Source organism: Ruegeria sp. BB10 (assembly GCF_056535725.1).
This window is the reverse complement of record NZ_JBQFIW010000003.1, coordinates 105,038-131,534: the sequence shown is the minus strand read 5'-3', so window position 1 is coordinate 131,534 and position 26,497 is coordinate 105,038. Positions and strand designations below refer to the sequence as shown.

Genomic DNA, 26,497 nt, shown 5'->3' with positions numbered 1-26,497 from the left:
GCGGGATCAGTCGGGTTTCCGGGCGATGATCCAGGTCGGGTGATAGGTCAACGGAACCCCGTCCTTGCCGCCAAACTGCCGAACATAGTCATTATTGAAGGAAAGCAGGCTCGACTTTGTCCACGGCTTCTGCGCGCGCCCGTTCACTCCGGTTCTGCGCAGATGGTCCAGCACGTCGCGAGGAGAGGAAAACTGCATCTGCTGTTTGGATTCTCCGGCACTGACGACGTTCAGAATACCTTCGACAGCAGCGGTCAAAACCTCCGGTCCACAAAGGCCGGGCGCCTTCGCCGCCGATCCAACCTGCACCAGTTCCTGATATTGCAGCGGGCCAAAACCGGAAACCGCCAGCCAGCCTCCGGGGGCCAGCGCCCGCGCGGCACGGTGCAGGAACGCGGCGGGATCTGGCAACCACTGGATCATTGACGCCGAGGCAATCAGATCCGGTTTCGCAGGCCATGCGACCGTTTCCGCATCACCACACAGAAATCCTGCACCAAAGGACGCGGCGGTCTCATATGCCTCGGGGGACAGATCGTTGACGGTCAAACCATCAAACGCGAACTGCGCGCAAAGCCTTTGGGTCAAATGCCCGGTGCCACAGCCAAACTCCAATCCGGACGCAAAATGCGTCGGAGCACCGTCACGTTGCAAATCCTGCGCCAATCGCTCAGCTATCCGCGCCTGTTGGTTGGCAGCCTCGTGGTACGAGCGGAAACTGCGGCTAAAACTACGCTGGACGCGGCTGGTCATCTGGGCATTCATGCGATCCACTCCTGCCAGTTCTGACCGTTGGCAAAGGGTATATGCGCGGTTGGAACAGTTCGGACTGCTTCTTGTTGATCAACCCACGCTGCCTTTTGGGCGGATGTGGAAATGATCCGGTCCCTCAGCGGCATCCAAATCCGGTCGAACCCGGGATCGGGTGCCGGGCCACGTTCGATCACCGCGTGCAGCTCTGCTTTTGCCGTGTCGATATCTATTTCGGGCGCCGGACCTTCCAGCCCAGCTCGGCGGCAGAACTTGGCAAAGCTGGCGGTGCTAAGTTGATCGGCCGTGGCCCGGATCATGTCCGGCGCGATGCCGCGTTCGACATCGGCGGGATGCAAAGTGCCGCTGACCGCGATCAGCCGATCTGGCCGCACCCCCGTTTGTGCCAACCAATGCGCGGCCGAGGCCACGCCAAACGAGAACGCGATCAGGGTGACCCTGTCATAGTTTGACAGCTCGCTCAGCGGGTTATCTAGACGGATATAGTCGTCGACGAACAAGACATCCGTATTGCCCTCAAGGCTTTCGAAAGGACCCGGGCCAAGGGCCCAGCCCCCGAAGACCAAAAGCACCTCGGCCGTGCCTAACCGGGACAACCAGCGCTGTTTCATGACATCCCTCGAACCAGCGATACCATGGCCGAGGTTACGCGGCTTAGCTCATCTGATGAGATGATATAGGGCGGCATACAATAGATGTTGCGCGCGAACGGTCGCAGCCAGACGCCGGTTTCCAACGCCAACCCATGCGCCACCGACGGGTCGACCCAGCCTTCCATCTCGATAACACCGATGGCACCCAAGACGCGCACATCTGCCACACCGGGCAAGTCGCGCGCCAGAGCCAGCTCCTGCGTCATCTGCGCAGCGATACCCGCCACTTCCGACCGCCAATCGCGGACCGAGAGTTGTTCCAAACTGGCGACCGCCGCCGCGCAGGCAAGCGGGTTAGCCATATAAGTGGGCCCGTGCATCATGACGCCGGCCTCGCTTTCCCCAATCCGTCGTGCGACGGTTTCGGTGGTGACCGTGGCCGCCAACGTGATATGCCCACCTGTCAGCGCCTTACCCACGCACAGGATATCTGGCGCAATGTCGGCATGGTGCAGGGCAAACAGCTCACCGGTGCGGCCAAAGCCAGTGGCGATCTCATCGAAGATTACTAGCACGTCATGTGCCTTGCACATCTCATGGGCGCGCTGCAGCCAGGTCGGGTGGTAGAAATACATCCCCCCTGCCCCCTGAACCACAGGTTCAAGGATCAGCCCCGCGATCTGGTCGGCTTTCGCCTCCAGCAACTGTTCCAGTGCATTCAGCCCGTTCAGGTCACCGTCCTCGGACCAGTCCTGACCAAAGGCGATCTGAGGGCGCGGCAGGAAATGCTGAACGGACAGGGCGCCCGCAAACAACCCGTGCATTCCGTTGACCGGGTCGCACACGCTCATCGCTTTCCAGGTGTCGCCGTGATAGCCGCCGCGGATGGTGGCAAACTGCGTTCGCCCCTTGCGACCCTGCGCCATTTGGTACTGCACCGCCATTTTCAGGGCTACTTCGATGGCGACCGACCCGCTGTCGCTGTAGAAAATGCGATCCAGCCCGTCGGGCAAAAGCCCGATCATTTTCCGGCCCAGTTCAATCGCGGGTTCATGTGTCAGCCCACCAAACATCACATGCGGCATATGATCCAACTGCGACTGCATGGCTGCGATGATGGCCGGGTGACGATGCCCATGCACCGCACACCACCAGGACGACATGGCGTCGATCATCTGCGTGCCATCCTCAGCCGTCAGCCAAACCCCATCTGCCCCGGTGATCAGGTGCATCGGGCCGGGTTCCAGCACGTTTGTGTAAGGGTGCCACAGATGGCGGGCATCAAACTCCAGCGGTGTCATAAGGCACCTCGGATCGCGTCAATGTCGATGGCAGAGAATGCGTCGGACAGGGTTTCGCGTGAAAGGTTTTCGACGAAGGGCAGCCTGCCCAAATGGCGGATATTGGTCATTTCGGCGATGGTCTGTTCCACGTCCGGCTCAGCATCACCGACAAAGGCCACGCCAATCACATTGCATCCTGCATTGCGCAACGCCATCAGGGATAGGGTCGTGTGATTGATCGTACCCAGTGCGGTACGCGCCACCAGCACAATCGGGGCCTGCCACTGCGCAATCACATCCAGGAAAAAGACCTGACGGTTAAGCGGCACCATCAACCCGCCCGCGCCTTCGACCACCAGTGGGCCGGACACCTGTGGCAACGTCAGGTGAGCCGGGTCGATCTCAATCCCCATATCTTCGGCCGACAAATGCGGTGAGGCGGGCATGTTCAGCCGGTACGCCTCGGGCAGCACCTCGGCCCCGGTCAGGGCCTTGACGGTTTCCGAGTCGGTGGCCTCTTCCAGCCCCGACTGCACAGGTTTCCAATACCGCGCGCCAAGGGCTGCTGTCAGGCCCGCTGCAAAGACAGTTTTCCCGATGCCCGTATCCGTTCCGACTACGATGACAGGGCTCATGCGGCCTCGCTTTGTTGATGCGCTAGGGTTTCGAACAAGGCGGTAATATTGGCCTGTGAAACATTGCCTGTAATCGAAACCCGTAGCCGCGATGTGCCGCGCGGAACCGTAGGAGGGCGAATGCCGCGCACGTCAAAGCCTTGCGACTGCAGGGCTGCGGCCGTCTGCATCGTGCGCGCTTCGTCCCCAAGAATGACGGGGATGATCTGACTGTTCAGCGCACCCGGCGACACGCCGTTCTGGCGCGCTTCGGCATGGGCATGATGTATTCGAGCGTTCGCCGCCTCGGTCAGTCCGGTGTCTGATTGCAAATGCGCCAGTACAGCCCGCACCAGGGCCGCGTTAAACGGAGATGGCGCGGTCGCAAAAATGAACGGCCGTGCCCTGTTGATCAGCGCGTCGATCATCAGCCGTGGGCCACAGATCAGTCCGCCCGAAACGCCCAGACCCTTACCGCAGGTATGCAATGTCAGCACTTCGGCCTTCAACCCATGCGCCAGTCCTTTGCCGTGTGGGCCGAAAACACCGGTTGCATGGGCTTCGTCCACGACCAACACCGCTTCCTGCTCCACAGCCAGATCGGACAGCGCGTTCAGGGGCGCGAGATCACCCTCCATCGAATAAACGCTTTCCACGGCAATCCAGATTTGACCGGACCCTCCTGCGGAAAGCCAGTCGGCAATAACACGGCGTGCGTCGGCCACATCGTTATGAGCAAAGGCCCGCGTGTCGGCCCGGCCCATACGCATTCCTTCATGAGCGCTGGCATGAACCAGATCGTCATACAGGATCAGATCACCGCCGGCGGGAAGGGTCGAAAAAATCGCCTGATTGGCCTGAAACCCGCCACCCATGAACAAGGCGGCCTCGGCGTCGAAAAACGCGGCGGCCTCAGCCTCCAACGCCTCATGTTCCGGGTGATTGCCGCGCAGCAACCGCGACCCACCCGATCCCAGCGGCACACCGCGATCCAGCGCCTTTTGCGCGGCACCTTGCAGCCATGCAGATTCGGACAGACCCAGATAATCATTCGAGGCAAAGTCCAACCCACGCCTCGGGGTCAGCACCCGGCGACGATGCCGGGCGCCTAATGTTTCAAGCATCGAGTTCAGGCGACCCAATGCTTTCATTCAGCAGCTTCCGCGCAGCTTTGCCCGGCCACGGTTTCGGCTTGCAGCCCAAGCTTGGCAAACAGGATCGCGTCGGTGTCTTCTTCCGGGTTCTCTGCCGTCAGCAGCGTTTCCCCCACAAAGATCGAGTTCGCCCCGGCCAGGAAACACATGGCCTGATGCTCATCGGTCATGTCGCTGCGTCCGGCAGACAAGCGAACATAGGATTTCGGCATCATGATACGGGCGGTGGCGATCACACGCACGAACTCGATCGGATCGATCGGCTTGGCGTCCGCCAGCGGTGTGTCTTCCTGCGGCATCAGCATGTTAATCGGCACCGATTCAGGTGCGGGTCCCATATTGGCCAGTGTGACCAACATATCGACACGGTCGCCGACCTCTTCACCCATCCCCAGGATACCGCCGGAACACACTTTGATCCCGGCTTCTTGCACGCGGGTCATTGTATCGATCCGGTCGGCGAAGGTGCGGGTGGTGATTACTTCGGGGTAATAACGCTCGGACGTGTCGATGTTGTGGTTGTAATAGTCCAGGCCCGCGTCACGCAGGCGAAACACCTGGTTGTCGTCTAGCATGCCCAGTGTCATGCAAGTCTCCATGCCCATCTCGCGAACGCCTTCGACCATGGCCACTAGCGCATCCATGTCGCGATCTTTCGGTTCACGCCAGGCCGCGCCCATGCAGAACCGGGTAGCGCCACCGTCTTTGGCCTTGCGGGCCTCGGCCAGCACGCGCTGAACCTCAATCAGTTTCGAGGCCGACAGCTTCGAACCGTTGCGCGCCGATTGCGAACAATAGGCACAATCTTCTGCACAGCCACCTGTCTTGATCGACAACAGCTTGGAGGTCTGAATCTTGTTGGGATCGAAATTCTCGCGATGCACGGTCTGCGCGCGGAACAGCAAATCCATCAGGGGAAGATCATATACGGCCTGCGCCGCCTCGCGGGTCCAAGTGGGGGAGGTGTTTTCCATTTTATCGATAATCTATCCAAAACTCCATGCCTAGCCTTTCTAATATCGATAATACAACAAACTACAACTTAAATCTAATTCAACAGCGCCGAACCGCGAAGCGTGATCAAAGCCCAGCCACCTGCGGTAAAAGGTAGACTCCTGTTTCAGGGGCACAATTGACCGCAATACGGCAGCCATACGCCTGACTGAGCAAATCGTCGCACAATGTATCCACCGGCGTGCCCTGGCTGAGAATTTGCCCATCCGACAGTAGAATCACATTGTCGGCACACATGGCCGTCAGGTTCAGATCATGCATCACCATGACCACCCCGCCGCCGCTGGCCGCGAAATCCCGAACAATTTGCATCACCTGCAATTGGTGGCCGATATCCAGGCTGGAAACGGGTTCGTCCAGAAACAACCAGCGCGACTCTGTCGGCCCGGTCGGTTGCCACACCTGCACCAGAACGCGGGCCAGTTGAACACGCTGCTGCTCACCCCCTGACAGTTCCTGATAGAACCGCCCTTCAAATCCACCCAAACCGACACGAGTCAGCGCATGCAAGGCAATCCGGTCGTCCATAGCCCTGCGCATACGCCCCATGCGGAGCACCTCTAACACGGTGAAAGGAAAGCTCATCGGAGTCGCTTGTGGCAAGACGGCACGAATGTCGGATAGCTCAGCAGCGCTGGTTCGCGCGATATCCCGACCGTTCAAAGTAACGGCCCCGTCATGGTCCAGATCGCCGGTCAGCGCGGCCAACAAGGTGGATTTACCCGCCCCCGACGGGCCGACAACAGCAGTCACCTGTCCGGGCTGGGCTGAGAAAAATAGATTGCTTAGGATCGTGCGGCGTCCCAGCTGAACGCTCAGGTCTGTGACAATCAACATGGTCTAAAGGTCCACAATTCCGCGTTGCCTCAACAAAATCCACAGAAAGAACGGCGCGCCGATGACTGCGGTGACAATCCCAATGGGCAACTCAGACGGCGCGATGATCATTCGGCTGATCAGGTCGGCCAGCACCAGAAGCGCCGCACCCAGAAGGGCCGAATTGACCAGCAGGTATTTGTGATCGGGCCCCGAGGCCAGTCGCAGCAGATGTGGCACCACGATACCCACAAACCCTATCCCACCACTGACGGCCACAGCTGCCCCGGTCGATGCGGCGACGACTAGAATGGCGCAGGTTTTCAGATGTTGCACGCGGATGCCGATATGCCCGGCTGCGGCTTCGCCCAGGGCCAGACCGTTCAGACCCAGCGCCAGAAATGGCGACAGCATTAGGGGGATCAGGATCAACGGGGCCGCAACCATGATCTTGCCCCAACTGCTGCCCGCCAGAGAGCCCATGGACCAAAAGGTGAAATCCCTCAACTGCGCGTCATCCGCCGCATAGACAAGGATGCCTGTCAATGCCATCGCCAGCGCGGTCAGCGCAATCCCGGCCAGCAGCATCGTTGCAACAGAGGTTCGGCCATGCCGCGTCGCGACCTGGTAGAGCAGCATTGTGGTGATCCAGGCGCCAAGAAACGCTGCAATCGGGACAAGCCATGTTGCCAGCCCGGCGGCAACGGTCAAAGTCCCGCCCAGAACAATCGCACCGACCGCCCCCAAACTGGCCCCGGCGCTGACGCCAACTATGCCCGGATCGGCCAGCGGGTTGCGGAATAAGCCCTGCAGCACTGCCCCAGACACAGCCAGCGCCGCCCCAACAAGACAACCCATGATCACACGGGGCGCGCGGATATCCAGCAAAACCACCCGGTCCCGTAAGGACAGGTCTTGGCCCTGTGCCATATCGATCAATGCCTGCCACAACGACGTGCCCGCCGACCCCGTTGCAAGCCCGGTCAGCACCACCACACTCAATACAAGGATCAAAACCCAGCTGAGCCGACGCGCGGTTACGCTCCGGTCGCCGTCGATTGTCATCCCGTCAGCGGTTTGGTCAGCCATTGGCGCCGCGCAATCCAGCTGCAAGATCAGAGATGGCCTGCCCGGTGCGCACCGAAAAACCCAACAACAACATGCCATCCATCCGCAACAATTTAGCGTTCTGACCTGCCGGTGTGGCCGCAATCGCAGGGTGTTTGAAAACCTCTTCATCTGTCAGGGAAATCTGTCGACCGCTCTCCATCAGCAAGATGACATCGGGGGCTGCTGTAATGATCGCCTCATCCCCCAATGGTTTATAGCCCTGAAACCCCTCAACAGCATTTGTGGCCCCGGCCAGTTCGATAATACCCTGCGCTGCTGTATCCTGCCCTGCGGCCAGCACGCGCCCACCCTGCATTGCCAGTACAAACAGAACACGCTGATCGGCCAATTCACTGTGCGCAGTGGCGGCATCGATTGCGCCGCCAACGCGTTGCGCCAGTGCTTCGCCCTCGTCAGGAACATCCAGCGCCTTGGCAACGGCCTTGATCTTGGCGACAACCGCCGCGCGATCATGGCCCATCGGTATACAGACAAAAGGGATATGAGTTTCGGCCAGAACCTCCAGCGTTTCCGGCGGGCCTGCGCCCTCTTCTGCCAAGATCAGATCGGGGCTGACCGACAGCAACCCCTCGGCGGACAAGCGGCGCACGTAGCCTATGTTTGGCAATGCGGCGACCTGCGGCGGATGGTTCGACGTGCTGTCGCGTGCCACCAACCGGTGTTCTTGTCCCAGCGCATAAATGATCTCGGTGATCGATCCCCCGGCCGAGACAATGCGTTGCGCCGGGTCGGCATGCAGACCAAATGCAGATACCAACAGCAACAATCCGGCAAGTTTCAGTTTTGCGCGCACCCGAGTCATGCCGGAACCTCCTCTGGGCGGCCCTCAAGCGACGCAACAAGGTCGTTCCAGATTGCAGCTGAGGCAGGCTCGGCCAGCACGCCAAAGATTTGCAATATCAGTGCACCCTGCGCGTCAAACGCCTCGACCGAGATCGCATCGCCTCGTTTGGTGGATTTCCTGGCCTGCCAGACCTCGGCGATGTGATCGGTTCGTAGGTGCAGGTTAAAGCCAGGATCCAGCACATTCAGCCATGGGCCCATCTGCTTGACCTCCTTGATGGGTCCGGTGTGAATTTCGATGCACCCCTGATTGCCAACAAAAACCATGATCGGCAGGCCTGTTTTGGCGGCGCTGTGCAGAATTGTGTCGACAGCCGATATCGCCAGAGGCCGCACATATGACGCCCCGGCCATGCGATAGGCCCCCAACCTGTTCAGCTTGAGCTTGCGAACCATCTGGAGAAACTGATGGGTATCTGTGATTTCATCCCATCCAGCACGCAGACGGTCGGTTTTCTCGGGGTCGACCTTGGCAGGTTCGACCGCTGCGCGCGGTTCAACTGTCAGAGTGTCTGACTGGTCCGGCAGTTTCAGGGCCTCGATCACGGCATCCCATTCCTCGATCACAGAGGTATCGCGCAAAAAGACCTTGTGAACCGCATCACCTGCGGCGTCGAAAATCTGAAGGGACAGGCGTTCCGAGCCACCCTCAAGAGTTTTGGCCACGGCAAAGCCGTAAACCCAGTGACGCGGGAACATGCGCAGATCAATCTCATGATTGGCGATCAGCGCCGCGTGGGGGCCGCCACGGTAATCATCGTAAATCCCCACCTTCTCGATCACGCAGCTTTCGTTGCGAGTCAGTGCCATGACCTCGCCCAATCGGTTCACCAAGGGCATCAGCCGATCCATGTCGGGGCTTATGCGGGTGGCTCCGTGTCCGACATGCGCGGCCACCAGCTGTGCCTCGGTGATGCCGAGTTGATCCGCCAGATCACGCTCGCGCCGCTTGGGGTTTTCCAACCGCGCAGCACGGATTTCAGAAGGGCTTGGATGGGTCATGGTCGTCTCCACAATGGTATCGAAACGCATTTGGCTGGGACCGAGACGACCGGGCTGCGCGCTGTTTTTAGCTTTCTTTGCCCTTGTCCTAAGCGGTCCGGCCTGTGGCATCAAGGGCACGCAGCATTTTTCTGACAAAAATAGTATGGTATTAAAAAATCTAATCCGCTAAGGAGCCGCCCACATGGACCACAGCGCGCGGCATCTAGCGCGCAGGCCCGTAGAAACACCCAGCACATCGCGAGGTAGCATCTGAATTTCGCCTGCTTCAGGCGGGTGCATCTCTGACTGCACGATACACATACTGGGGGTTTCAATGAAATCGGCATTAAAGCGGCCTACCGCAAGCGTGGCCCTGACCAGCGCCGTTTTGGCGGCAACGCCGCTATGGGCGCAAGAACAAGAAGACGACATCATCCAACTCGATGACATCATCGTCACCGGCACCGGGCTTCCAACCGAGGTTTTCGACAGCCCGTCCTCCGTCACCGTTGTGGATGCCGGTGAAATCCGCGAAATCCCCCCGGCCTCAGTCGCCAATCTGTTGTCGGATGTGCCGGGCGTTCAGGTATCCGAGAATGATCTGGATCGTATCCGTATCCGTGGCGAAGATTCGCAGCGCGTCGCAATCCTGCTGGACGGTCAGCGCCTGTCGGATCACAACCGTTATGGAACACCTCTGCTGGTGTCACCCACCGATATCGAACGGATCGAGATCGTGCGTGGCCCTTCATCGGTTGTCTCAGGCAATCGGGCCATTGGGGGTGTCGTGAACATCATCACCAAACGCGGCGCCGACAAACCGGTCGAGGTTTCCGGCACCGCAGGTTACATCGGGGCCAATGACGGCTATCGCGCCGCTGCCAGCATCGCAGGTACGTTCAACGATTTTGACTATCGTCTGTCGTATTCGAAACTGGATCTGAACGACCGCGAAGCACCCGACGGTGATCTGGTGCCCTCCAGCAGTGAAGAACACGGCGTGCTGGGCTTTGTCGGATACCGCTTTGGCAACAGCTATGTCGGCCTGCGCGCACAGGATTTCGACGCCTCGACCGAGGTGTTCACCGGCAGCCCGGTTGCCCAGATCAACCTGCCCAAACGGGACCTGCGCAAATACAGCGCGTTCTACGAAGGCGAAGACCTGACGCCCTGGATGTCGATGCTGAAGTTCAGCGCTTATACGCAAAAGGTCGACCGCGTGTTCGACAGCGAATTCACCAGCAGCGGCGGGCCGGTCACCACCATTGTCAACGCGGGATCGGACGATGAACAGACAACCAGCGGATTCGTGGCAACAGCGAATTTTGAATTTGCACCCGGTCACCGATCGGGTATCGGGCTTGAATATGACGATGACCGGCTAGAGACCACCAAGACCTCTGATATCACGATCATTCCGCCCTTTGGACCGCCCAGCCAAATCAGCGTGCCCTCTTTCACGGATGCGGAAATCCGAACGGCCAGTATTTTTGGACAGCACGAAGCAACCTTTGGCGATTTCGTCGCCACGGTCGGCGCGCGCTACTATAGCGTCGAAAGCGATCTGAACGAACGAACGGTCAACGGGTTTCCGCTGCCGGATGCCAGCAACAGCGATGACCGCTGGCTGGGCTCGATTGGTGCCGTCTACAATCTGTCAGATGACGCCATCCTGCGGGCCAACATCTCGCAAGGTTATACATTCCCGTCCCTGTCCGAGCTGTACCTGTCCACGTCGGCTGGCGGCCAGGTCATCAATGGCAATCCGAACCTGAAACCCGAAACCGCGACCAACTATGAAGTCGGTGCGCGTGTGGATCGGGGGAACTTCGTGCTGGATACGGCCATTTTCTATACCGAAGCCAAGGACTACATCACCACCGTGGCCGATCCGGTCAATCCGGCCGAGCTGATTTATGACAATGTCGAAAGCGCAGACAGCTGGGGCATTGAAATCGCGGCCGAGGTTGATCCCGGCTGGGGCGGTGTACGCCCCTATGTCATCGTGTCGAATGTGACCCGAGAGTTCACCTATTCCAACGGGTTCAGCACCAAAGACAGTGGCACCCCGGAATGGACGGGGACGCTTGGTGTGCGCTCAGACTGGCAGACTGCCAGCTTGACGGGTACCTGGGATATGTTCCTGCGGGGCGAAAGCGCGGCCGAGTTGCGCGACGAAAACGGCAATATCGTCGACAGCGGGACAGCCACCGGCACCAACCCGACCTCGGGCTGGACCACGCTGAACTTCCGCGGCAGCGTGGATTTGACCGAGAACGCATTGCTGACGCTCGAGCTTAACAACATCCTCGACAGGTCCTACCGGGCCAATGACCAGATCCCGGCTGCAGGACGCAATATCAACCTATTCGTCACTGCAACCTTCTGACCCGGAGAATAGCGGGGCCACGGGGTAACCCGGTTGGTCCTGCACACAGGAGAACCTTATGATATCCCGATTGATCCTGTTTATGGCCCTTGCGATGGTACCGGTTGCCCTCGCCGCGCAAGACACCCTGACACCCCCAGTGCCAGAGGTTCTGGTATCAGGCGACCAGATTGGACCAGCGCAACCAGTTTCGGCTGAACCCAACGAACCCGCGCCTGAACACAGCACAGGTGTGGAAACCACGCAGGATGCCTCGGTCCAGGCGGCCGAGTTTCTGCGCAAAGGCGGACCATCGATCTGGGCCATCGCGGCGCTGTCTGTGCTCACCGTTGCCCTGATCCTGTGGAAGATTTGGCGGCTGGCCCTGATCGGGGCATGGTCACGGGGCAAGGCCGGTCAGGCCGTGGATTTGTTCGAAACTGGGGAGTCCGATGCCGCTGTTACGACGCTCCATGGCCGCCGGGGAATTCGATCCAAGGTGATGAGCCATGCCATCCGGTCCATTCGCACCCTACCCGAAGACCGCGCCCGCGAAGAGGTTTCGCGCGTGGCCAAACGCGAGATTGCCGATGCCGGTACCGGCCTTCGAGCGCTGGAGCTAATCGCAACGATCGCACCTCTGTTGGGTCTGTTAGGCACAGTTCTGGGCATGATTGCAGCGTTTCAGGCGCTGCAACAGTCAGGCAACCGCGCCGATCCCTCCCTATTGGCTGGCGGCATCTGGGAGGCGCTTCTGACCACCGCGGCAGGTATGGCCGTGGCCATCCCAGCCTCTGCCGCGCTGACGTGGTTCGAGGCCGTAATCGACCGCATCCGCCGCGATTTGGAAGACGGCGCAACCCGTATTTTCGTATCAGGCAAGCCGGGCAATCTGAAGCTGGCTGCCGAGTGATCTGATGCAATTCGCCCCAATTGCAAAACCCAGACGCAAGCCCAACCTCACGCCGATGATCGACGTGGTGTTCCTGCTTTTGGTGTTCTTCATGTTGGCGTCCCGCTTCGGCATCGAGTCCATCTTGCCGCTGCCGCTGGCCTCTGCGGGCCAGGAATATAGCGGACCGCCGCGCCTGATTGACGTCCTGCCCAACCAAGAGTTGCTGAACGGCATCGCCAGCGCGGATATAGCTCGCGATCTTGCACCACTGATGCAGGCCCCCACGGATTTGGTGATCTTGCGCGGCAGGAATGGCGCGACATTGCAACGGATCGTGACCGTCACCGAGATCCTGCGTGACGCTGGGTTTATTTCGGTCGTTTTGGTGGAATAGCGCGATGAATTTCTCGGACCCATCCGGCAAACCGCGCCCTGCATCCATCCTGCCGATGATCAATGTCGTGTTTCTACTGCTAATCTTTTTCCTGATGACGGCGAACCTGATCAAACCCGAGCCGTTCGAAGTTACCCCGCCAAAATCGACATCCGACACCGACCCCAAGGTCAAGCGGATGCTTTATGTCGACAAAACTGGCCATATGTCCTTCGAAGGGAAGGAAGGAAACGCGGCGCTGGTCGCCTTGGCAACGATTAGCGAAACCAACAGCGTCGTCCAGGTTCGCGCCGATGCGCAGCTTGAGGCCAAAGTGATGTCCGGGCTGCTGCGTGGTCTTGCACAAGCGGGGCTGAACCGGGTCGAGCTTGTGGTGGCCCGAAAATGAAACGCTGGGTTGAAGCCTTTGTTTTTGTTGCTCTGGCCGCCGCCTTGCATCTCGCCGCCTTTGCCAGCCAGCCAAAGTCTGGTGTTGTTGCGGGCGGTGTTGGTGGCGCAGATCTGGCAACGATAAAAGCTGCCGCCCCCTCGGTGGCCGAGATGGTCAAAACGTGGGAGGCTGCGCCCATCACGCCCACCCGGCAGACGCCGACCGTGCAAGTGCCGCAAACCCCGGCCGTCCCCGCCGGGCCAATCTTGAAAATCGATCAGGCCCCGAGGGCTCAAATGACAATCGCACTTGCCCCGCCAGAACCGGAGAAGCTGCCGCAGGTGGACACGGCACAGCCGCCACCAGTTGTCGCGCCGACGGAAAGGGCCGAGCGTGAATCTCAACAGCTAGACAAGACGCCCGCGCAGGACGGTCGAAAAGCCAAGGTAACCGCCGCAGGTGTAAACAAACAGGTTGCCGCAGGTTCAGGTGACGGATCGCAGGCCGGGGCGGGATCGGCGGAAGTGAACGCTGGGTCCTCTGGAAAGCAAGCAAAGCTCAAGGTGTTTTGGGGTGCAAAAGTTCGCGCCCGCATCGAGCGCAACAAGCAATCGTTGCGCCGCACGGATGGTGGCAGCGCCATGATCACCCTGACCGTTTCGCGCGATGGGCGTCTGTTGTCGCATAAACTGCTGAAATCCTCGGGCAATTCGGCACTGGATCAGGCCGCACTTAGCGCTGTGGCCCGTACAAAGCGCGTACCGAAAGCACCCAAGGGGTTACAGGGCGACAGCTTTCGCTTTTCTGTACCGATCAGGTTTGAGCCCCGTTAACCGGCGCCACCGTCAGGAAAACGGGTGTGGTTCCAACAGAATTCGAACCGAAATCGCGATGAAAAACAGCGCGCTGCCGGTCAGGACAAACACGTGCCAGATGGTGTTATGAAACGGCAGGTGTTCCGAAAGATAGAATGCAACGCCGACGGTATAAACGACACCGCCCGCCATCATCAGCCACACTATTGTCGGCGACAGCTCGGTCAGCATGGATTGTCCGGCCCAAATGATGGCCCATCCCATCATCAGATACAGGCCCAGACCAAACCACCTAAACCGGTTTGGATCGATCAGCTTCAATGTTGATCCCAGCGTCGCCGACGACCATAAGCCAATCAAAAGCCCCCATGCCTGCCCGCCCGAAAGCAAAACGAACGGCGTGTAGGTGCCAGCGATCTTGACGTAGATACCCGAATGATCCAGCCGGCGCAGTAGATCGGACCATCTGTCATTGTCGACCATGTTGTAGAGGGCGGAAAACGTCAGCATCAACACCAGCGTCACGCCATAGATCGAAACTCCCAGTACCGCCTCGGGCTCGGACCGGTGCTGGGCGGTGATCGTGATCAGAACCGGCACGGCAACAAGGGCCGCGGCCACGCCCAATACGTGTACAACCCCATCGCTGATACGTTCGGCACGGGTATAGGCCGGCCGGATATCTGCAAAAGACCACATGTCTCAAATCTAGGGGCCGGATCGCAACCCGACAAGTTTAGGTCGGATCATCCCCCGCCTTCGGGTCTTTGTACCTGTTCAGGTCAAACACCCCTGCCTGTATTGGCTTCTGATCCAGGAATATCTCGTAAATCCGATCGCTGAGCGCCCAGAATTCAGGGCTTGTCCGGCGCACGCCGTATTCTGCCACCAGGGCCATGTAATCGCTTTGCGATCTGACGGATTTCAATCCAGTGATGAAAGGAGCCAACTGGTTCTGCCGGACATGGAAATAGAAGTTCGGATAACTGCCGATCAGGCCCGGAAGAATTGTCACCTTGTCCTCGGCCGGGAGTCGGCGCGCCTTTTCTTCAAACAGAAAGGCGACGTTGGAATGCGCCTTGTCATGGGCCAGGGTGAACAGCTCTGCCGCGCCGCCATCTTGCTCGACCACAAGAACGGACAGGTCGGGCAGATACTTCACCCAATCTCCGGTCTGATCCGCCAGATCGCGCAGCAAAATGCCTGACTGATCCGAGGGGCAGTCACCGTCCACACATCGGTTGATCGGGTCGGTGGTGGGCCACAGGCCGTTGCCACGTTCCAGCAAGGTCAAGAGGAACTCTTGCTTAGGAGTGGTGGTTGCAAAGGTGATGCCGGTGGGGAAATGTCCATCAACTTGGCGACGGTGCCAATAGGTAAGCCATTCGGCCAACACGCCCTGATACCAGCCTTGATGCATCTGCGACCTGACATCCCGTGGCATGAAAAACAGAAACGTATCCTCACTCTCCATCCGCAGCTCGTTCATGTAAAGCCGCGTGGTCAGTTGATGCTCGACCCGGCCGAAAACATCATAGCCCGCGACAAGGTCATAGTAGATACGTTCGAACACCGGGAAATCCAGAACCCACGCGGTTTCGGGAATGCCGCCGTGAAATCCGGTCATGGCCGAGGCGTTGTCGAAGTGACGGAACACGGTGATCAGAGCATTGGGGTTCGAGCCGTCGCCGTCCCAGATCGAGCCATAGTCAAACCCGGTTTCGTATATCGGGGCCTTCTTGTACCGTGCGTCCCGAAACTCGAGATACCGAACCTGGTTCTTGTGCGAAAACCCCGGCAACGCGCCCAATGCACTGGCGTCGGCCTCTGACACGGGCAACTCCAGATAGATGGCCCCGTCTTGCAGAAAGCTGGGGTCGGTAACTGACAAATCCGCTTCCGGGTCAAGGAAGCTGACCCAGAACCGGTCTTCGATCACATCAACTGCGGTCGCTCCGTGACAGACAGGGCCGCGTATGAAGCTGCGGACAAAAAACAGCGCATCATCCAACAGGAACTGATAGCGGCTTTTGGCGGGCATCTGCATATAGGTGCTGAATGGATTGCCGCCCTCGGCATCACCATAGGGGGGTAGCTCAGTGAGTGTCCAATCGGGATCCAGAAACAATTGTTGATAGCGCGCCATGCGATCTGGTCCCATCGAATAGACCAGATGTTCCTTGTGTACGATCGTTTCGGTGACCTGCTGCAAACGATAGTAGAACGCACCCGCCCCCGGATCATCGAATGGCCGCCGCGTGGCAATAATGTCTATGGTGTCACCCGGCGCGGTGGTCGAGCGGACAAGTTGGAAGAACCGCCGCGCATCGTCGCCCTGAAAATGGAGGCGGGCCAGAAACAGGTGTTCGTACAGATACCGGCTCATCAACTGGCTGCGCATGTCGTTTGAATTCAGGAATACCTCCCACTGCGTGATCTGGTCCTGAATCTCTGAGGGAATTTCGGTTGCAACAGATGGCAGCGCTGCGCCGCTGCGCGCCCAGGTCATGAGGGCCTGAAATTCGGCATCCGCCAACGGTGCAGTGCCATAGGGCATGCCGGCAAGCTCATGATCGCGGCTGAACTGATCAAATTCTCCGGATGTCGAACAAACCAGAGGGCGATCAAGCGCCAGACCAAGCTCGCTCGGAAGTGGCGCGTTAATCGGCATCGGATTCTGTCGCCCCAGCTCAAGATACCGTTCCAGCAGGCCCGGAGTTTCGGCATCATTTGGATCACGGGTTACCGTGTGAAATCCCAGCGCCCGCCATTCGGGGACCGTTTGCGCATCAATCCCCAGCCGCGTGGGCTGGGCATCGGTCAAACGCTCGGTATGATAAACGGCCTGTTTGCTTGCCCCGCGCTGAACGCCTGCGGGCGAGGTGAGCTTCAACTGACAGGGTGCGTCATAGCAGCTGTGGCAGACGACACAGCGACGGTCCATGATCGATTTCACATCAGCCAAGCTTTGATCCTGCGCAGCGGGGCTGGTCGTTCCTTGGGCCCGGGCATCCAGGGTAAAAATACCAATGCTGACCACAGTCATCGCGATTGCGACTTTCAGCAGCAATAGACGTTTTCGCATCTGCGCTCCCCCCGTAACTTGCCGATATCATTGCAGTTACAGGTGGCATTAGGCAAGAATCGCTTGATCGTCAGCTGGTGTGATATCCGGGTGTCGAGCGTGAGATCGCAGTCTCTTCTTCTGTCATCTCAACCGGGAACCCGTCGAACAGGGGTGTACTCAGATACCGCTCACCCGTGTCAGGCAGCATGCACAGGACCGACGCGCCGGGCTCGGCCTGTTCAGCAATCTGCATTGCGACGGCAAAGGTCGCGCCACCGGATATGCCGGTTAGGATACCCTCTTGGCTGGCCAACTTCTGCGCCCATTCAACCCCTGTCGGACCAGCCACCGGGATCAGCTCATCAAAATAGCGGTTGTCGATGGATTCCTGCAAAACTGCGGGAATAAAGTCCGGCGTCCAGCCCTGAATGACATGCGGTTCGAACGCGGGGTGGCTTGAAACTGGATCGCTATCCTTGCCACGTTCGGTCGCGACGCCGCTGCCCACCAACTGCGCGTTGGCCGGTTCGGTCAGGATAATTTTAGTCTCAGGACTTTCAGCGCGCAAAACCCGCGACACTCCGGTGACCGTGCCGCCGGTGCCATAGCCAGTCACGAAATAGTCCAGCCTGTCGCCATTGAAATCCCCCAGAATTTCCCGCGCGGTTGTTGCAGCGTGGATCTCGGCATTGGCCTGGGTTTCGAACTGACGCGCCAGAAACCAACCGTGTTCCTCGGCCAGTTCGACTGCCTTGCGGTACATGCCAAAGCCTTTTTCCACCTTTGGCGTCAGAACAACCTTTGCACCCAGCATACGCATCAAGCGACGACGTTCAGTCGAAAAGCTTTCGGCCATGGTAACAACCAGCGGATAACCCTTTTGCGCGCAGACCATCGCAAGACCGATGCCCGTATTACCACTGGTGGCCTCAACAACCGTCTGGCCAGGTTTCAGGGCACCGCTGCGTTCTGCGGCTTCGATGATATTGACGGCAAGACGATCCTTGACCGATCCGGCGGGGTTGAACGCCTCGAATTTAACGAACAGGTTGACGGCTTCGGGTCCCAGATTGTTGATGCGGATCGTGGGGGTGTTTCCGATCGTGTCGAGTACACTGTCAAAAATCCGGCCATTGCCCGATGTGGTTCTGAGTTTGGCATCAGTCATTGGGTTTCCTTACATGGTCGCGCGTTTCATCAGACCTGTTTACCCGGCGCTTACGACAATGTCCCGAAAACCTTTCACCTCAGAGATCCAGCACAACCGTATCCGACCCCTTGGCGGGTACAGCGCAACAGATCAGCACCTCGTCTTCTGAATGTTCAGCTGATGGTTCGGTGCGATAGGCAACTTGACCGGCAATCTTGCGGGTTAGACAACTGCCGCATGATCCTGAACGGCAGGAAAAGGTTGGTGTCAATCCCTGCGCCTCGGCCACCTCCAGTAAGGTCGGGTCGCCTTGCGCCCATTGCACCTTTTGATTGCTGGCTTTGAATTCCACATTGGCGGCCTCGGCCTCAGGTTCGGGCTGGAACGCGACGGCGTTCTCGTCGACGCGCCGCGCCAATGCGGCAGGGCCAAAGGCTTCGGCATAAATACGGTCATTCCGCACGCCGAGACCGCGCAGCATGTCATAGATCGCTTGCATGAAAGGGGCCGGGCCACAAAGAAAGAAGTCGTAGTCATCCAGAGGCAGCGTATCTTGGATCAGTTCGGGCGTGATGTAGCCTTTTGCGTCAAAATCCACCCCCACGCGGGTGCCTTCTTCGGGCTGTGAGACAACCGAGACATAACGGATCTTTCCGCCGCCCTCGGCCGCAGCCTGTTGCAGGTCACTGTGAAAAGCCCGCTGTCCCACGGTTTGCGCGGCGTGAAAAATGGTCAGGTTGCGCGTGTGGCGGGTTCGCGCGCCTTCGTGCATCACGTGGCGGGTCATCGACATCATCGGTGTGATACCGACCCCGCCCGCAAACAGCACAGCAGGCCGGGTTTCAGACGCATCCAGAAAGAACTGACCTTTCGGGGCTTTGACCTCGACCAGATCACCGACCGACAGTGTTTCGTGCAAATGGTTTGACATCACGCCACCCGGCTCGCGCTTGACGGAAATCCGATACCCGGCATCGCCGGGCGCTGAGGATACCGTGTAGGTCCGCGTTGCCGGCGCCGTGCCATCGGGGCTAGTGCGAAGTGTCAGAAACTGACCTGCTTCAAACGGCAACAGAGGCAGGTCATCCGTGGCCTCGAAGATGAATGACCGGATCACGTCGCTTTCATCCTGAACAGCAGCCACCCGCAGGGTTCGCCACTGACGGCGCAGTGCTTCAGCCTCTCGCCTGGCCTCGGCTGTTTGCCAGTCATCCGCCATCAGACTGTTGGGCGAAAACTCCAGAAATTCAGCTCGGAAGGGCAGCGCGTCATGAAGGCGTAGGCCGTGATCCAGATGAAACCACCAACCCCGGCTTGCACCATGGAAGCCCGCGATATCGGGATGGTCTTCTGACAGCACCTCAACCGTCCCAGTCAGCATCAGCACATCGCCGGTCTGATAATCCGGAAATACTAGGCCCGCCCTCGGATTTACGAGGAAGTTGCCCAGCGTGTTGAAGAAATTATTGCCTGCAAAATCAGGAACCAACAGGCTGTTGCCCTCAACCCGCACAAACCCCGACCGCCCGCCACGATGTGAAACGTCAACGCCCGTATGGTCGGGGGTGTTGGCGTGGCTGGCGACATAAAACGAATTGGCCGTCGCGATCATGTCCCGGGCTCTTGGGTCCAGCTCAAATAGCCGATCGACAGAGCGGGCGACGTTGGCGTCCGGCTCTCGGACAAAGGTAACATCATGGGTCTGGATGTACTGCGGACAATTCCCGAATGACTGCACCACATCCAGAGAGAAACCGCCATTTTCGACCCGCCCAACGGTGGCATTCATACGGTTGCGGCGCCGCGTGGAAAGTTCGACCCCGACGACACCGATGGGCGCGCCGGGCTTCAGCGCCGTTCGCACCGGGTCGTCTGGCAGAGGCTGGACGTCAACATCAAGCCGACGGTCATGCGGTGAATGGATAAACCCCGGCCGACCCGAGATCATCGACGCCCAGGGCCAACCATCAGGATCGACGCTGCCCACTACAAGAAAAGGCAGCTTGCCAAAGAACTCTCGATGCTGATCGGGCATGTAGGGGCGGATGTAGTTCCGGCCAACAGCCTCCATCTTTTCCCGTTTGCCGATGCGGGATTGCATATCCCGTTCACCTGCGTGGAAAGGCGATGTATCTGATGCGGTCGGGGCGTTCATGGCAGACCTCATATGTCAGGGGCGGGTTGACCAGCCACAAATGCGCAGCTGGCCAAGGGGTGGATCAGGCCGCGTTCAGACCAACCGCGGTGCGAGGCATCGGGACAAAGCCGTCCAGCGCCTCGACATTGGCCAGAAGGCGGCGCACGTTTGCGTAAGGTTCAAGCGAAACGTCACCTTCAGGCGCATGCGCGGTGTAGCTGTAGATGGCGACATCCGCGATTGTTGGGGCATCCCCAACCAGCCACTCGCGGCCTTCAAGATGCGCATCCAGCTTGGCAAGAACCTTTGCCGCGGTGGCGTGGGTAAAGTCCTTGTTCAAGGGCGCATTGAAAACATTGATCAAACGCGCAGCGGCAGGGCCAAAGGCGATCTCACCAGCTGCGAGGGTCAGAAACTTCTGCACTTCGGCCTCATGCACTGGGTCCGCAGGCAGATAGGACGGTGCATATTTGCGCGCCAGATAGACCAGAATGGCGTTGCTGTCGGTGATGACCACATCACCATCTTCAAGCACCGGTACCTGCCCCGCTGGGTTCATCGCCAAAAACGGCTCGCGCTTATGCTCACCACCAGCCAAATCCACATCGATGACGTCATGATTAATACCGGCAATGCTGGCAAACAGGACGGCACGATGGGCATGGCCGGACAGGGGGAAGCTGTGAATTCGGATTGCGTTGGACATTTGAAAGCTCTTTCTCTGATTGAAGGGGTTCGGCTGAGGGTCAGCATCTATGCGCCAAACTTAGATTGCTTTATCAGAGGCGATAATATACGCATTCAGAGAATTACTATGAACGCAGTGTAGATAATGGACACGATCCAAGGCATGCGCACCTTTGCGGCGGTGGCGGCACATTCTTCGTTTACCGAAGGCGCAAAACAGATCGGCATCAGCACCAAGCTGGCCAGCAAATATGTCGGTCAGCTTGAGGACCGCCTGAACGCGCAATTGTTCAACCGCACCACCCGCAGCGTCACCCTGACCGATACCGGACGGTCCTATTACGAGCGTTGCGTTTCACTGCTGGACCAGTTTGATGAATTGGAAGGGCTGGTCCAGAAACGCCAGACCGAATTGGCGGGGCGTATACGGATCACCGCGCCAACCGGGTTTGGCTCGGCCGAACTGATACATCTGCTGAAACCGTTCCAAACCGAACATCCGAAAGTCACGATCGAATTGCACCTGTCTGACCATCACGTCTCGATGGTCGAAGAAGGGTATGACCTTGCCATTCGCTTTGGCGCACTGAAGGATTCCAACCTTGTGGCGCGCAAGCTGACGGACATGCGTATTGTCTGCTGTGTGTCGCCCGAATATCTGGCGCAACATGGGACGCCGCAAGAGCCCGCCGCCTTATCCACCCACAACTGTCTACTACAGACCACCGGCAATATGATCGACAATTGGGCTTTCAAGGGATCGGACAGGGAATACGTGGTTTCTGTATCCGGAAACTTTCGCGCAAATTCCCCTCGCGCTGTGGCGCATATGGCAGCGGACGGGCTGGGGATTGGCCGGATTCCATTGTACACGGCACAGCCCTTTTTGGACACGGGCCGTCTGCAATTGCTGTTTGAAGCACAAGAGGCAATATCGCTCGGACTCTACGCAGCCTATCCGCAAAACCGCCACCTGACCGCTCGGATTCGAGCGTTAATCGACTTTCTGGTGAAACAGTTACGCGGGGCTTAGAGCCCCAACACCTTCGAATATTTCTAACCGCAAGATGTGGGGGCTGAATCATGGTTGCGAAATTATCTACCTTCTGATAGGTAGGCTTTCATTGATAATACTTCCAAAGGAATCGCACCTATGAAAATCCATGATATCGAAGGGTTTCCAAACCCAACCCGCATCCGCATCGCCTTGGCTGAAAAGGGCGCATCTGACAAAGTTGAGTTCATTCCGGTGGACGTGATGGGCGGTGAGCACCGCACCCCTGAATTTAAAGCTAAAAACCCTGACGCCGCAGTTCCCTGCCTGGAGCTGCCCGATGGCACACATATCGCGCAGTGCAACGCGATCACCGAATATATTGATGCGACATTCGACGGCCCATCGCTGACTGGGGAAACAGCCAAGGAACGCGCGCAAATCTCGATGATGAACCTGCGGGCGGAAAACGGTCTGCTGAACGCGGTCGGCACATATTTCCACCACGCCACCCCCGGCCTTGGACCGGATCTTGAAACCTATCAATGTGCTGAATGGGGCATGAAACAGAAAGAGGTGGCCGGGCAAACCATGGCTTATCTGGATTCAGTTCTGGCCGAGAATGAATATCTTGCTGGCGACACTTTCTCGGTGGCAGACATCACGGCCTTCGCCGGATTGGCTTTTGCCGACTTCGCCAAGGTCGACATCCCGGAAAACCTGACCCATCTAAATGCATGGCGTGCAAAAATGGCGGCGCGCCCGTCCATCGCGGCCTGAACCAGCCCCTGCCACTGAAGTCGAAAGGAATACTATCAATGGAACTCAACTCGGATTTCTCATCCCGCGTCGTCGTTCACTCTGATCAGCTTGAGTGGCAGGCCTCGCCCATGAAGGGCGTGGACCGGCGCATGCTGGACCGGATCGGCGGCGAAGTTGCCCGCGCCACCACCATCGTGCGGTACGCACCGGGCAGCAAGTTTTCGGCTCATACTCACACTGGCGGTGAAGAGTTCATCGTACTCGATGGTGTATTTCAGGACGAACACGGTGACTTCCCCGCAGGAACCTATGTGCGCAATCCGCCAACCTCGGCGCATACGCCCGGATCGGAACCCGGTTGCACCATCTTCGTCAAGCTATGGCAGTTCGATCTGGACGACCGCACCCAGTTCCGCAAGACCATGGCGGATGAACTGGCTGCCCCGGTAAATGGCGTGTCAACCGCCACGCTGCACAAGGATGACCGTGAGATCGTCACCTACAGTCATCTTGATCCGGGCGCGGTTCTCAACTCTGACGCCGCTGGCGGCATCGAGCTTTTGGTCATTGACGGGTCCATCACCACCGGCGGTGATGACCTGACCAAAGATGGCTGGTTGCGCCTGCCCGAAGGCCAGGCCCTATCAGCCACCGCGGGTTCCCATGGCGCAAAAGTCTGGATGAAAACCGGGCATTTGCCCTTTGCCAAAGCTCCGGCGGTCTAGCACGTGAAACGCGATCCCTCTGGCATTTTAGGGGCCGGGCCGGTACTGCTTTGAGGGTGTCAAAGGCAGGGGGAACACCGCTGCCTTTGAATAGCTCGGAAAGGGATTGAACACAGATGGCGACCGATACCAAAACCGCCTTGCTGGATGTTGCCGAACATGCCGCCCGCGCGCGCGGGTTCGATGGATTCAGCTATGCCGATCTGGCTGATGCGGTGGGTATTCGCAAGGCTTCGATCCATTATCACTTTCCCACTAAGGCCGCCCTGTCGGCTGCTTTGATGGATCGCTACCACTCGACCTTTGAGGCCGAATGCCGCAAAGCCGAGGCCGCCCATGACACCGCGTCGCAACGATTGCAGGCCTTGATCGGGCTGTACCGAAATGCACTCAACGATGGCAAAACCCTGTGCCTGTGCGTTTCGCTGATCAGCAGCCTTGAAAGCCTTTCAGACGACGTGATTGAAAAGATCAAAGCCTTCCGCGCCATGGTGATCAAGCAGATCGAAGCGATCTTTGAACTGGGCCTGCAAGACAAGTCAATCACAGGCGTGACAAATCCAGCGGCCGAGGCCCGCGCCACTCTGGCCGTACTTGAGGGGGGGCTTTTGACCGCCCGCGCCGAACAGGATGTACAGGCCTTTGATGCGGTCGTGGACGTTTTGAAATCCCGCTGCTGAGGCGAGCCCCACGCCGCGGATAGCGGGCCATCCCCACAGGTTTGTTTCAATATTCTTCGCTTTGTCACCTGTGCGTGAAAGCTCTTTCAATTCGTTGAATTCAGCCGCCGTTTCACAATTTTAAAGGCACAAAGCAACGCAACCGGCATGAAAGGTCATCCCATGGCGATGTCAGAAACTGCGCATTCTTCGACGGGTCTGTTCCCACGATTCAACATCCCGCTTTTGGGTATGATGTTCATTTCAGGTTTCTTCGCGTCCAATGCGTTTGACCTGTGGGGGCAGCTGATCAGCCCGTCATTGGGGTTTTCCAATTTGTCTCCGCACGGGCTTGCGCGCAGCCTGCTCGGAACACTGGGCCTGCCCAATGGCGATTTCGCCGGGTATTTTGTTCACTTCTATCTGGTTGGCCTGATCGGTTATCCGATTGGCTGGCTCTACGTCTTCAACCCGGTTTGGGCGACCCTGTTCAAAGGCCGCCACATATTTGTAGGATCAGCAGTCTACGGTTTTGGGCTTTGGGTATTTGCCATTGGCGGTATCACGACCATCGCCGGTTTGCCGTTCTTCTTGAATTTCACTGGTATCACATGGGTCGCGCTAGTCGGGCATGTGATCTATGGCATCGTGCTGGTCTGGGCCATTCGCCTGATCGAACGCTGGTCGTAACCGGGATGCGTTGGCCGGGGGCAGCCCCCGGCCAGACAGCTTTGGATCGCGGTAGATCTCTACTTCTTACCGGCCACGATCCGATCCAGGATCAGCGCACAGAACAGGATCGCCAGACCGGCCAGAATACCCTGACCTGCCGCCGCGTACTGCAACGCTTCCAGCACGTCTTCCCCCAGACCCTTAGCACCGATCAGCGAGGCTACAACGACCATGGCCAGCGACATCAGGATGGTTTGGTTGACGCCTGCCATGATGGTCTTATGCGCCAGCGGCAGATCCACTCGCCACAGCAGGTAACGCGGCGTGGCCCCAAAGGCGAGCGCAGCCTCACGCACCGTTTCCGGCACCTGCTGCAAACCCAGAACGGTGAAGCGGATCACCGGGGGACTACCGAAAATCATCGTGGCCACGACGCCTGCTGGTTTGCCTGATCCGATGAAAGCCACCACGGGAATCAGGTAGACAAAGGATGGCATCGACTGCATGAAATCCAGAATGGGCCGCACGATGGCAAAGGCACGTGGGCGGCGGGCGCAATAAATACCCAGCGGGATTCCCAGCGTGATCGAAATCAACGCCGCTGCACCCAGCAAGGCAATCGTGGTCATCGCCTTTTCCCAGAAATCCAAAAGCCCAAGATAGGCCAGCGCTGCCCCGGTAAAGATTGCCACGCGCGCACCGGCGGACAGGTAGGCCAGCATGATGATCACCAGAGCCACCACCGGCCAGGGCGTATCAACAAGCACCACCTCAATCCAGTCCAGCAAGGTGCGCATGCCATAGGTCAGGCCGTCAAAGAAGCCGCGCCCGGCGGTCTTGGTCCATTCAAAAACCGCCTGCACCCCGTCGCCCACATTCAGCCGCCAGTCGCGATTGGTCGGAAAGGTTTTCAGCACCGCCAAAGCGTCAGGCTGCGCGAATTTGATCATCGACAGCACTACGACAATGCCCGTCAATGCCGCGGCCACAACCATCCGGGGGGTCGACCAGCCATTCGCGACACTTGTGTCCGAGCGCCAACGCGCAAACTGACCCTCAAGCGTCCAGTTGGCCAGCGACGCTGCCAGAAACTTGACCGCCAGTAACAGCACAATTCCAACCATCAGATAAGCGACACCGGTGGAATCCGCACTGCGCGCGGCCTCTTGGGCCCCGACCAACGCGCCCTCAAGCGATTCCGCCGCACGTTTCAACGACTCCAACGTGGCGGAGCCGGATTGTTCGGCGGCGGCAATCTGTTGGCGGCGCAGTTCCAGCGTCTGTTCGATCTGGGCTGCGCGTTCACGGAACTCGCGACCAAGATCACCGAACAGCCCCAGCCCGATCTGGATATAGGCCAGTGTTTCCAGCACCAGAAAGCCCAGAAACCACGACCACAACCCACGCGCGCCGAACCAGATCGGCCCCAGGATCGCTGCGGCCTTGTTCAGCGTGAACCGGTAACCGGGCGCCTGCATCATATAGGCAAAGGTTTTTTGGTAGTATTCCTGCCCCTGCCCCACGAAATCGGCGATCAGCCCGTTCAGCCGATCAGCGGTTTCCGGTTGGATCTGTTGCACATCAACATGTTTCATATCG

General features: G+C 58.7%; 26 protein-coding genes. 10 read left to right on the top strand and 16 right to left on the bottom strand.

The genetic code is table 11. The features are described from left to right. Positions 1-6: 6 nt before the first annotated feature. The 10 genes from ACR3EP_RS20820 to ACR3EP_RS20775 all read right to left on the bottom strand — a co-directional run bounded on the left by ACR3EP_RS20820 (position 7) and on the right by ACR3EP_RS20775 (position 9,221). A complete protein-coding gene (locus tag ACR3EP_RS20820; protein WP_170394904.1) occupies positions 7-765 on the bottom strand; it encodes a methyltransferase domain-containing protein in 759 nt (252 codons plus the stop codon). Next, a complete protein-coding gene (locus ACR3EP_RS20815; protein ID WP_170394901.1) occupies positions 762-1,382 on the bottom strand; it encodes a pimeloyl-ACP methyl esterase BioG family protein in 621 nt (206 codons plus the stop codon). The genes ACR3EP_RS20820 and ACR3EP_RS20815 overlap by 4 nt, the downstream gene beginning before the upstream one ends. Further along, the gene (bioA, locus tag ACR3EP_RS20810) at positions 1,379-2,665 is read right to left on the bottom strand and encodes an adenosylmethionine--8-amino-7-oxononanoate transaminase (protein WP_480639290.1); all 1,287 of its coding nucleotides are present in this window, start codon (positions 2,663-2,665) and stop codon (positions 1,379-1,381) included. The genes ACR3EP_RS20815 and bioA overlap by 4 nt, the downstream gene beginning before the upstream one ends. Beyond that, positions 2,662-3,282 carry a dethiobiotin synthase gene (gene bioD / locus ACR3EP_RS20805; RefSeq protein ID WP_480639289.1) on the bottom strand — a complete coding sequence of 207 codons (621 nt, stop codon included), beginning with the start codon at positions 3,280-3,282 and terminating at the stop codon, positions 2,662-2,664. Before bioD ends, bioA begins: the two co-directional genes overlap by 4 nt. Then, positions 3,279-4,412 carry an 8-amino-7-oxononanoate synthase gene (locus ACR3EP_RS20800; protein ID WP_480639288.1) on the bottom strand — a complete coding sequence of 378 codons (1,134 nt, stop codon included), beginning with the start codon at positions 4,410-4,412 and terminating at the stop codon, positions 3,279-3,281. The genes bioD and ACR3EP_RS20800 overlap by 4 nt, the downstream gene beginning before the upstream one ends. After that, complete coding sequence (bioB, locus tag ACR3EP_RS20795; RefSeq protein WP_170349946.1) at positions 4,409-5,389, bottom strand: biotin synthase BioB; 981 nt, start codon at positions 5,387-5,389, stop codon at positions 4,409-4,411. Before bioB ends, ACR3EP_RS20800 begins: the two co-directional genes overlap by 4 nt. A gap of 106 nt (positions 5,390-5,495) precedes the next feature. Beyond that, positions 5,496-6,266, bottom strand: a complete 771-nt coding sequence (locus ACR3EP_RS20790; RefSeq protein WP_480639287.1) for a heme ABC transporter ATP-binding protein — start codon at positions 6,264-6,266, stop codon at positions 5,496-5,498. Between the two features lie 3 nt (positions 6,267-6,269). Next, positions 6,270-7,334: a FecCD family ABC transporter permease gene (locus ACR3EP_RS20785; protein ID WP_170361771.1), complete on the bottom strand. Its 1,065-nt coding sequence runs from the start codon at positions 7,332-7,334 to the stop codon at positions 6,270-6,272. After that, the gene (locus ACR3EP_RS20780; protein WP_480639286.1) at positions 7,327-8,178 is read right to left on the bottom strand and encodes a heme/hemin ABC transporter substrate-binding protein; all 852 of its coding nucleotides are present in this window, start codon (positions 8,176-8,178) and stop codon (positions 7,327-7,329) included. The genes ACR3EP_RS20785 and ACR3EP_RS20780 overlap by 8 nt, the downstream gene beginning before the upstream one ends. Beyond that, complete coding sequence (locus ACR3EP_RS20775) at positions 8,175-9,221, bottom strand: hemin-degrading factor (protein ID WP_480639285.1); 1,047 nt, start codon at positions 9,219-9,221, stop codon at positions 8,175-8,177. Before ACR3EP_RS20775 ends, ACR3EP_RS20780 begins: the two co-directional genes overlap by 4 nt. Before the next feature lie 316 nt (positions 9,222-9,537). On the opposite strand from ACR3EP_RS20775, the gene ACR3EP_RS20770 reads away from it, so the two are divergent. The 5 genes from ACR3EP_RS20770 to tolA are packed head-to-tail and all read left to right on the top strand — an operon-like array spanning position 9,538 to position 14,063. Further along, entirely contained in the window at positions 9,538-11,592 is a 2,055-nt protein-coding gene (locus ACR3EP_RS20770) for a TonB-dependent receptor (RefSeq protein WP_480639284.1), read from the top strand. Between the two features lie 58 nt (positions 11,593-11,650). Further along, positions 11,651-12,484, top strand: coding sequence for a MotA/TolQ/ExbB proton channel family protein (locus ACR3EP_RS20765; protein WP_480639283.1), 834 nt, complete (start codon positions 11,651-11,653; stop codon positions 12,482-12,484). Between the two features lie 4 nt (positions 12,485-12,488). Next, entirely contained in the window at positions 12,489-12,860 is a 372-nt protein-coding gene (locus ACR3EP_RS20760; RefSeq protein ID WP_170412279.1) for an ExbD/TolR family protein, read from the top strand. 4 nt (positions 12,861-12,864) lie between these two features. Next, positions 12,865-13,248, top strand: a complete 384-nt coding sequence (locus tag ACR3EP_RS20755) for an ExbD/TolR family protein (protein ID WP_480639282.1) — start codon at positions 12,865-12,867, stop codon at positions 13,246-13,248. Continuing rightward, entirely contained in the window at positions 13,245-14,063 is an 819-nt protein-coding gene (gene tolA / locus ACR3EP_RS20750) for a cell envelope integrity protein TolA (RefSeq protein WP_480639281.1), read from the top strand. Before ACR3EP_RS20755 ends, tolA begins: the two co-directional genes overlap by 4 nt. A 12-nt stretch (positions 14,064-14,075) precedes the next feature. On the opposite strand, the gene trhA is transcribed toward tolA, so the two are convergent. The 5 genes from trhA to ACR3EP_RS20725 all read right to left on the bottom strand — a co-directional run bounded on the left by trhA (position 14,076) and on the right by ACR3EP_RS20725 (position 21,105). Then, positions 14,076-14,744: a PAQR family membrane homeostasis protein TrhA gene (trhA, locus tag ACR3EP_RS20745; RefSeq protein ID WP_170349956.1), complete on the bottom strand. Its 669-nt coding sequence runs from the start codon at positions 14,742-14,744 to the stop codon at positions 14,076-14,078. Positions 14,745-14,781: 37 nt separating this feature from the next. Then, positions 14,782-17,130: a fatty acid cis/trans isomerase gene (locus ACR3EP_RS20740; protein WP_480639280.1), complete on the bottom strand. Its 2,349-nt coding sequence runs from the start codon at positions 17,128-17,130 to the stop codon at positions 14,782-14,784. A gap of 70 nt (positions 17,131-17,200) precedes the next feature. Next, a complete protein-coding gene (locus tag ACR3EP_RS20735) occupies positions 17,201-18,280 on the bottom strand; it encodes a PLP-dependent cysteine synthase family protein (RefSeq protein WP_480639279.1) in 1,080 nt (359 codons plus the stop codon). Positions 18,281-18,359: 79 nt separating this feature from the next. Further along, positions 18,360-20,417 (bottom strand): FAD-binding oxidoreductase, encoded by a 2,058-nt coding sequence (locus tag ACR3EP_RS20730; protein ID WP_480639278.1) that lies wholly within the window; start codon positions 20,415-20,417, stop codon positions 18,360-18,362. A gap of 64 nt (positions 20,418-20,481) precedes the next feature. Then, positions 20,482-21,105: a glutathione S-transferase family protein gene (locus ACR3EP_RS20725; protein WP_170349959.1), complete on the bottom strand. Its 624-nt coding sequence runs from the start codon at positions 21,103-21,105 to the stop codon at positions 20,482-20,484. A 126-nt stretch (positions 21,106-21,231) separates the two neighbouring features. Between ACR3EP_RS20725 and ACR3EP_RS20720 the strand changes: the two genes are divergently transcribed. The 5 genes from ACR3EP_RS20720 (at position 21,232) to ACR3EP_RS20700 (ending at position 24,916) form a co-directional block, all read left to right on the top strand. Next, a complete protein-coding gene (locus tag ACR3EP_RS20720; protein WP_170349960.1) occupies positions 21,232-22,119 on the top strand; it encodes a LysR family transcriptional regulator in 888 nt (295 codons plus the stop codon). 120 nt (positions 22,120-22,239) lie between these two features. Then, entirely contained in the window at positions 22,240-22,860 is a 621-nt protein-coding gene (locus tag ACR3EP_RS20715) for a glutathione S-transferase family protein (protein WP_480639277.1), read from the top strand. 38 nt (positions 22,861-22,898) lie between these two features. Continuing rightward, positions 22,899-23,567, top strand: a complete 669-nt coding sequence (locus tag ACR3EP_RS20710) for a cupin domain-containing protein (protein WP_170376984.1) — start codon at positions 22,899-22,901, stop codon at positions 23,565-23,567. Between the two features lie 116 nt (positions 23,568-23,683). Then, complete coding sequence (locus tag ACR3EP_RS20705; protein ID WP_480639276.1) at positions 23,684-24,247, top strand: TetR/AcrR family transcriptional regulator; 564 nt, start codon at positions 23,684-23,686, stop codon at positions 24,245-24,247. A gap of 162 nt (positions 24,248-24,409) precedes the next feature. Continuing rightward, a complete protein-coding gene (locus ACR3EP_RS20700; RefSeq protein WP_480639275.1) occupies positions 24,410-24,916 on the top strand; it encodes a hypothetical protein in 507 nt (168 codons plus the stop codon). Positions 24,917-24,975: 59 nt separating this feature from the next. Here the strand turns inward: ACR3EP_RS20700 and ACR3EP_RS20695 are convergent, their stop codons facing one another. After that, positions 24,976-26,493 (bottom strand): ABC transporter permease, encoded by a 1,518-nt coding sequence (locus tag ACR3EP_RS20695; RefSeq protein WP_170349964.1) that lies wholly within the window; start codon positions 26,491-26,493, stop codon positions 24,976-24,978. Positions 26,494-26,497 lie beyond the last annotated feature (4 nt).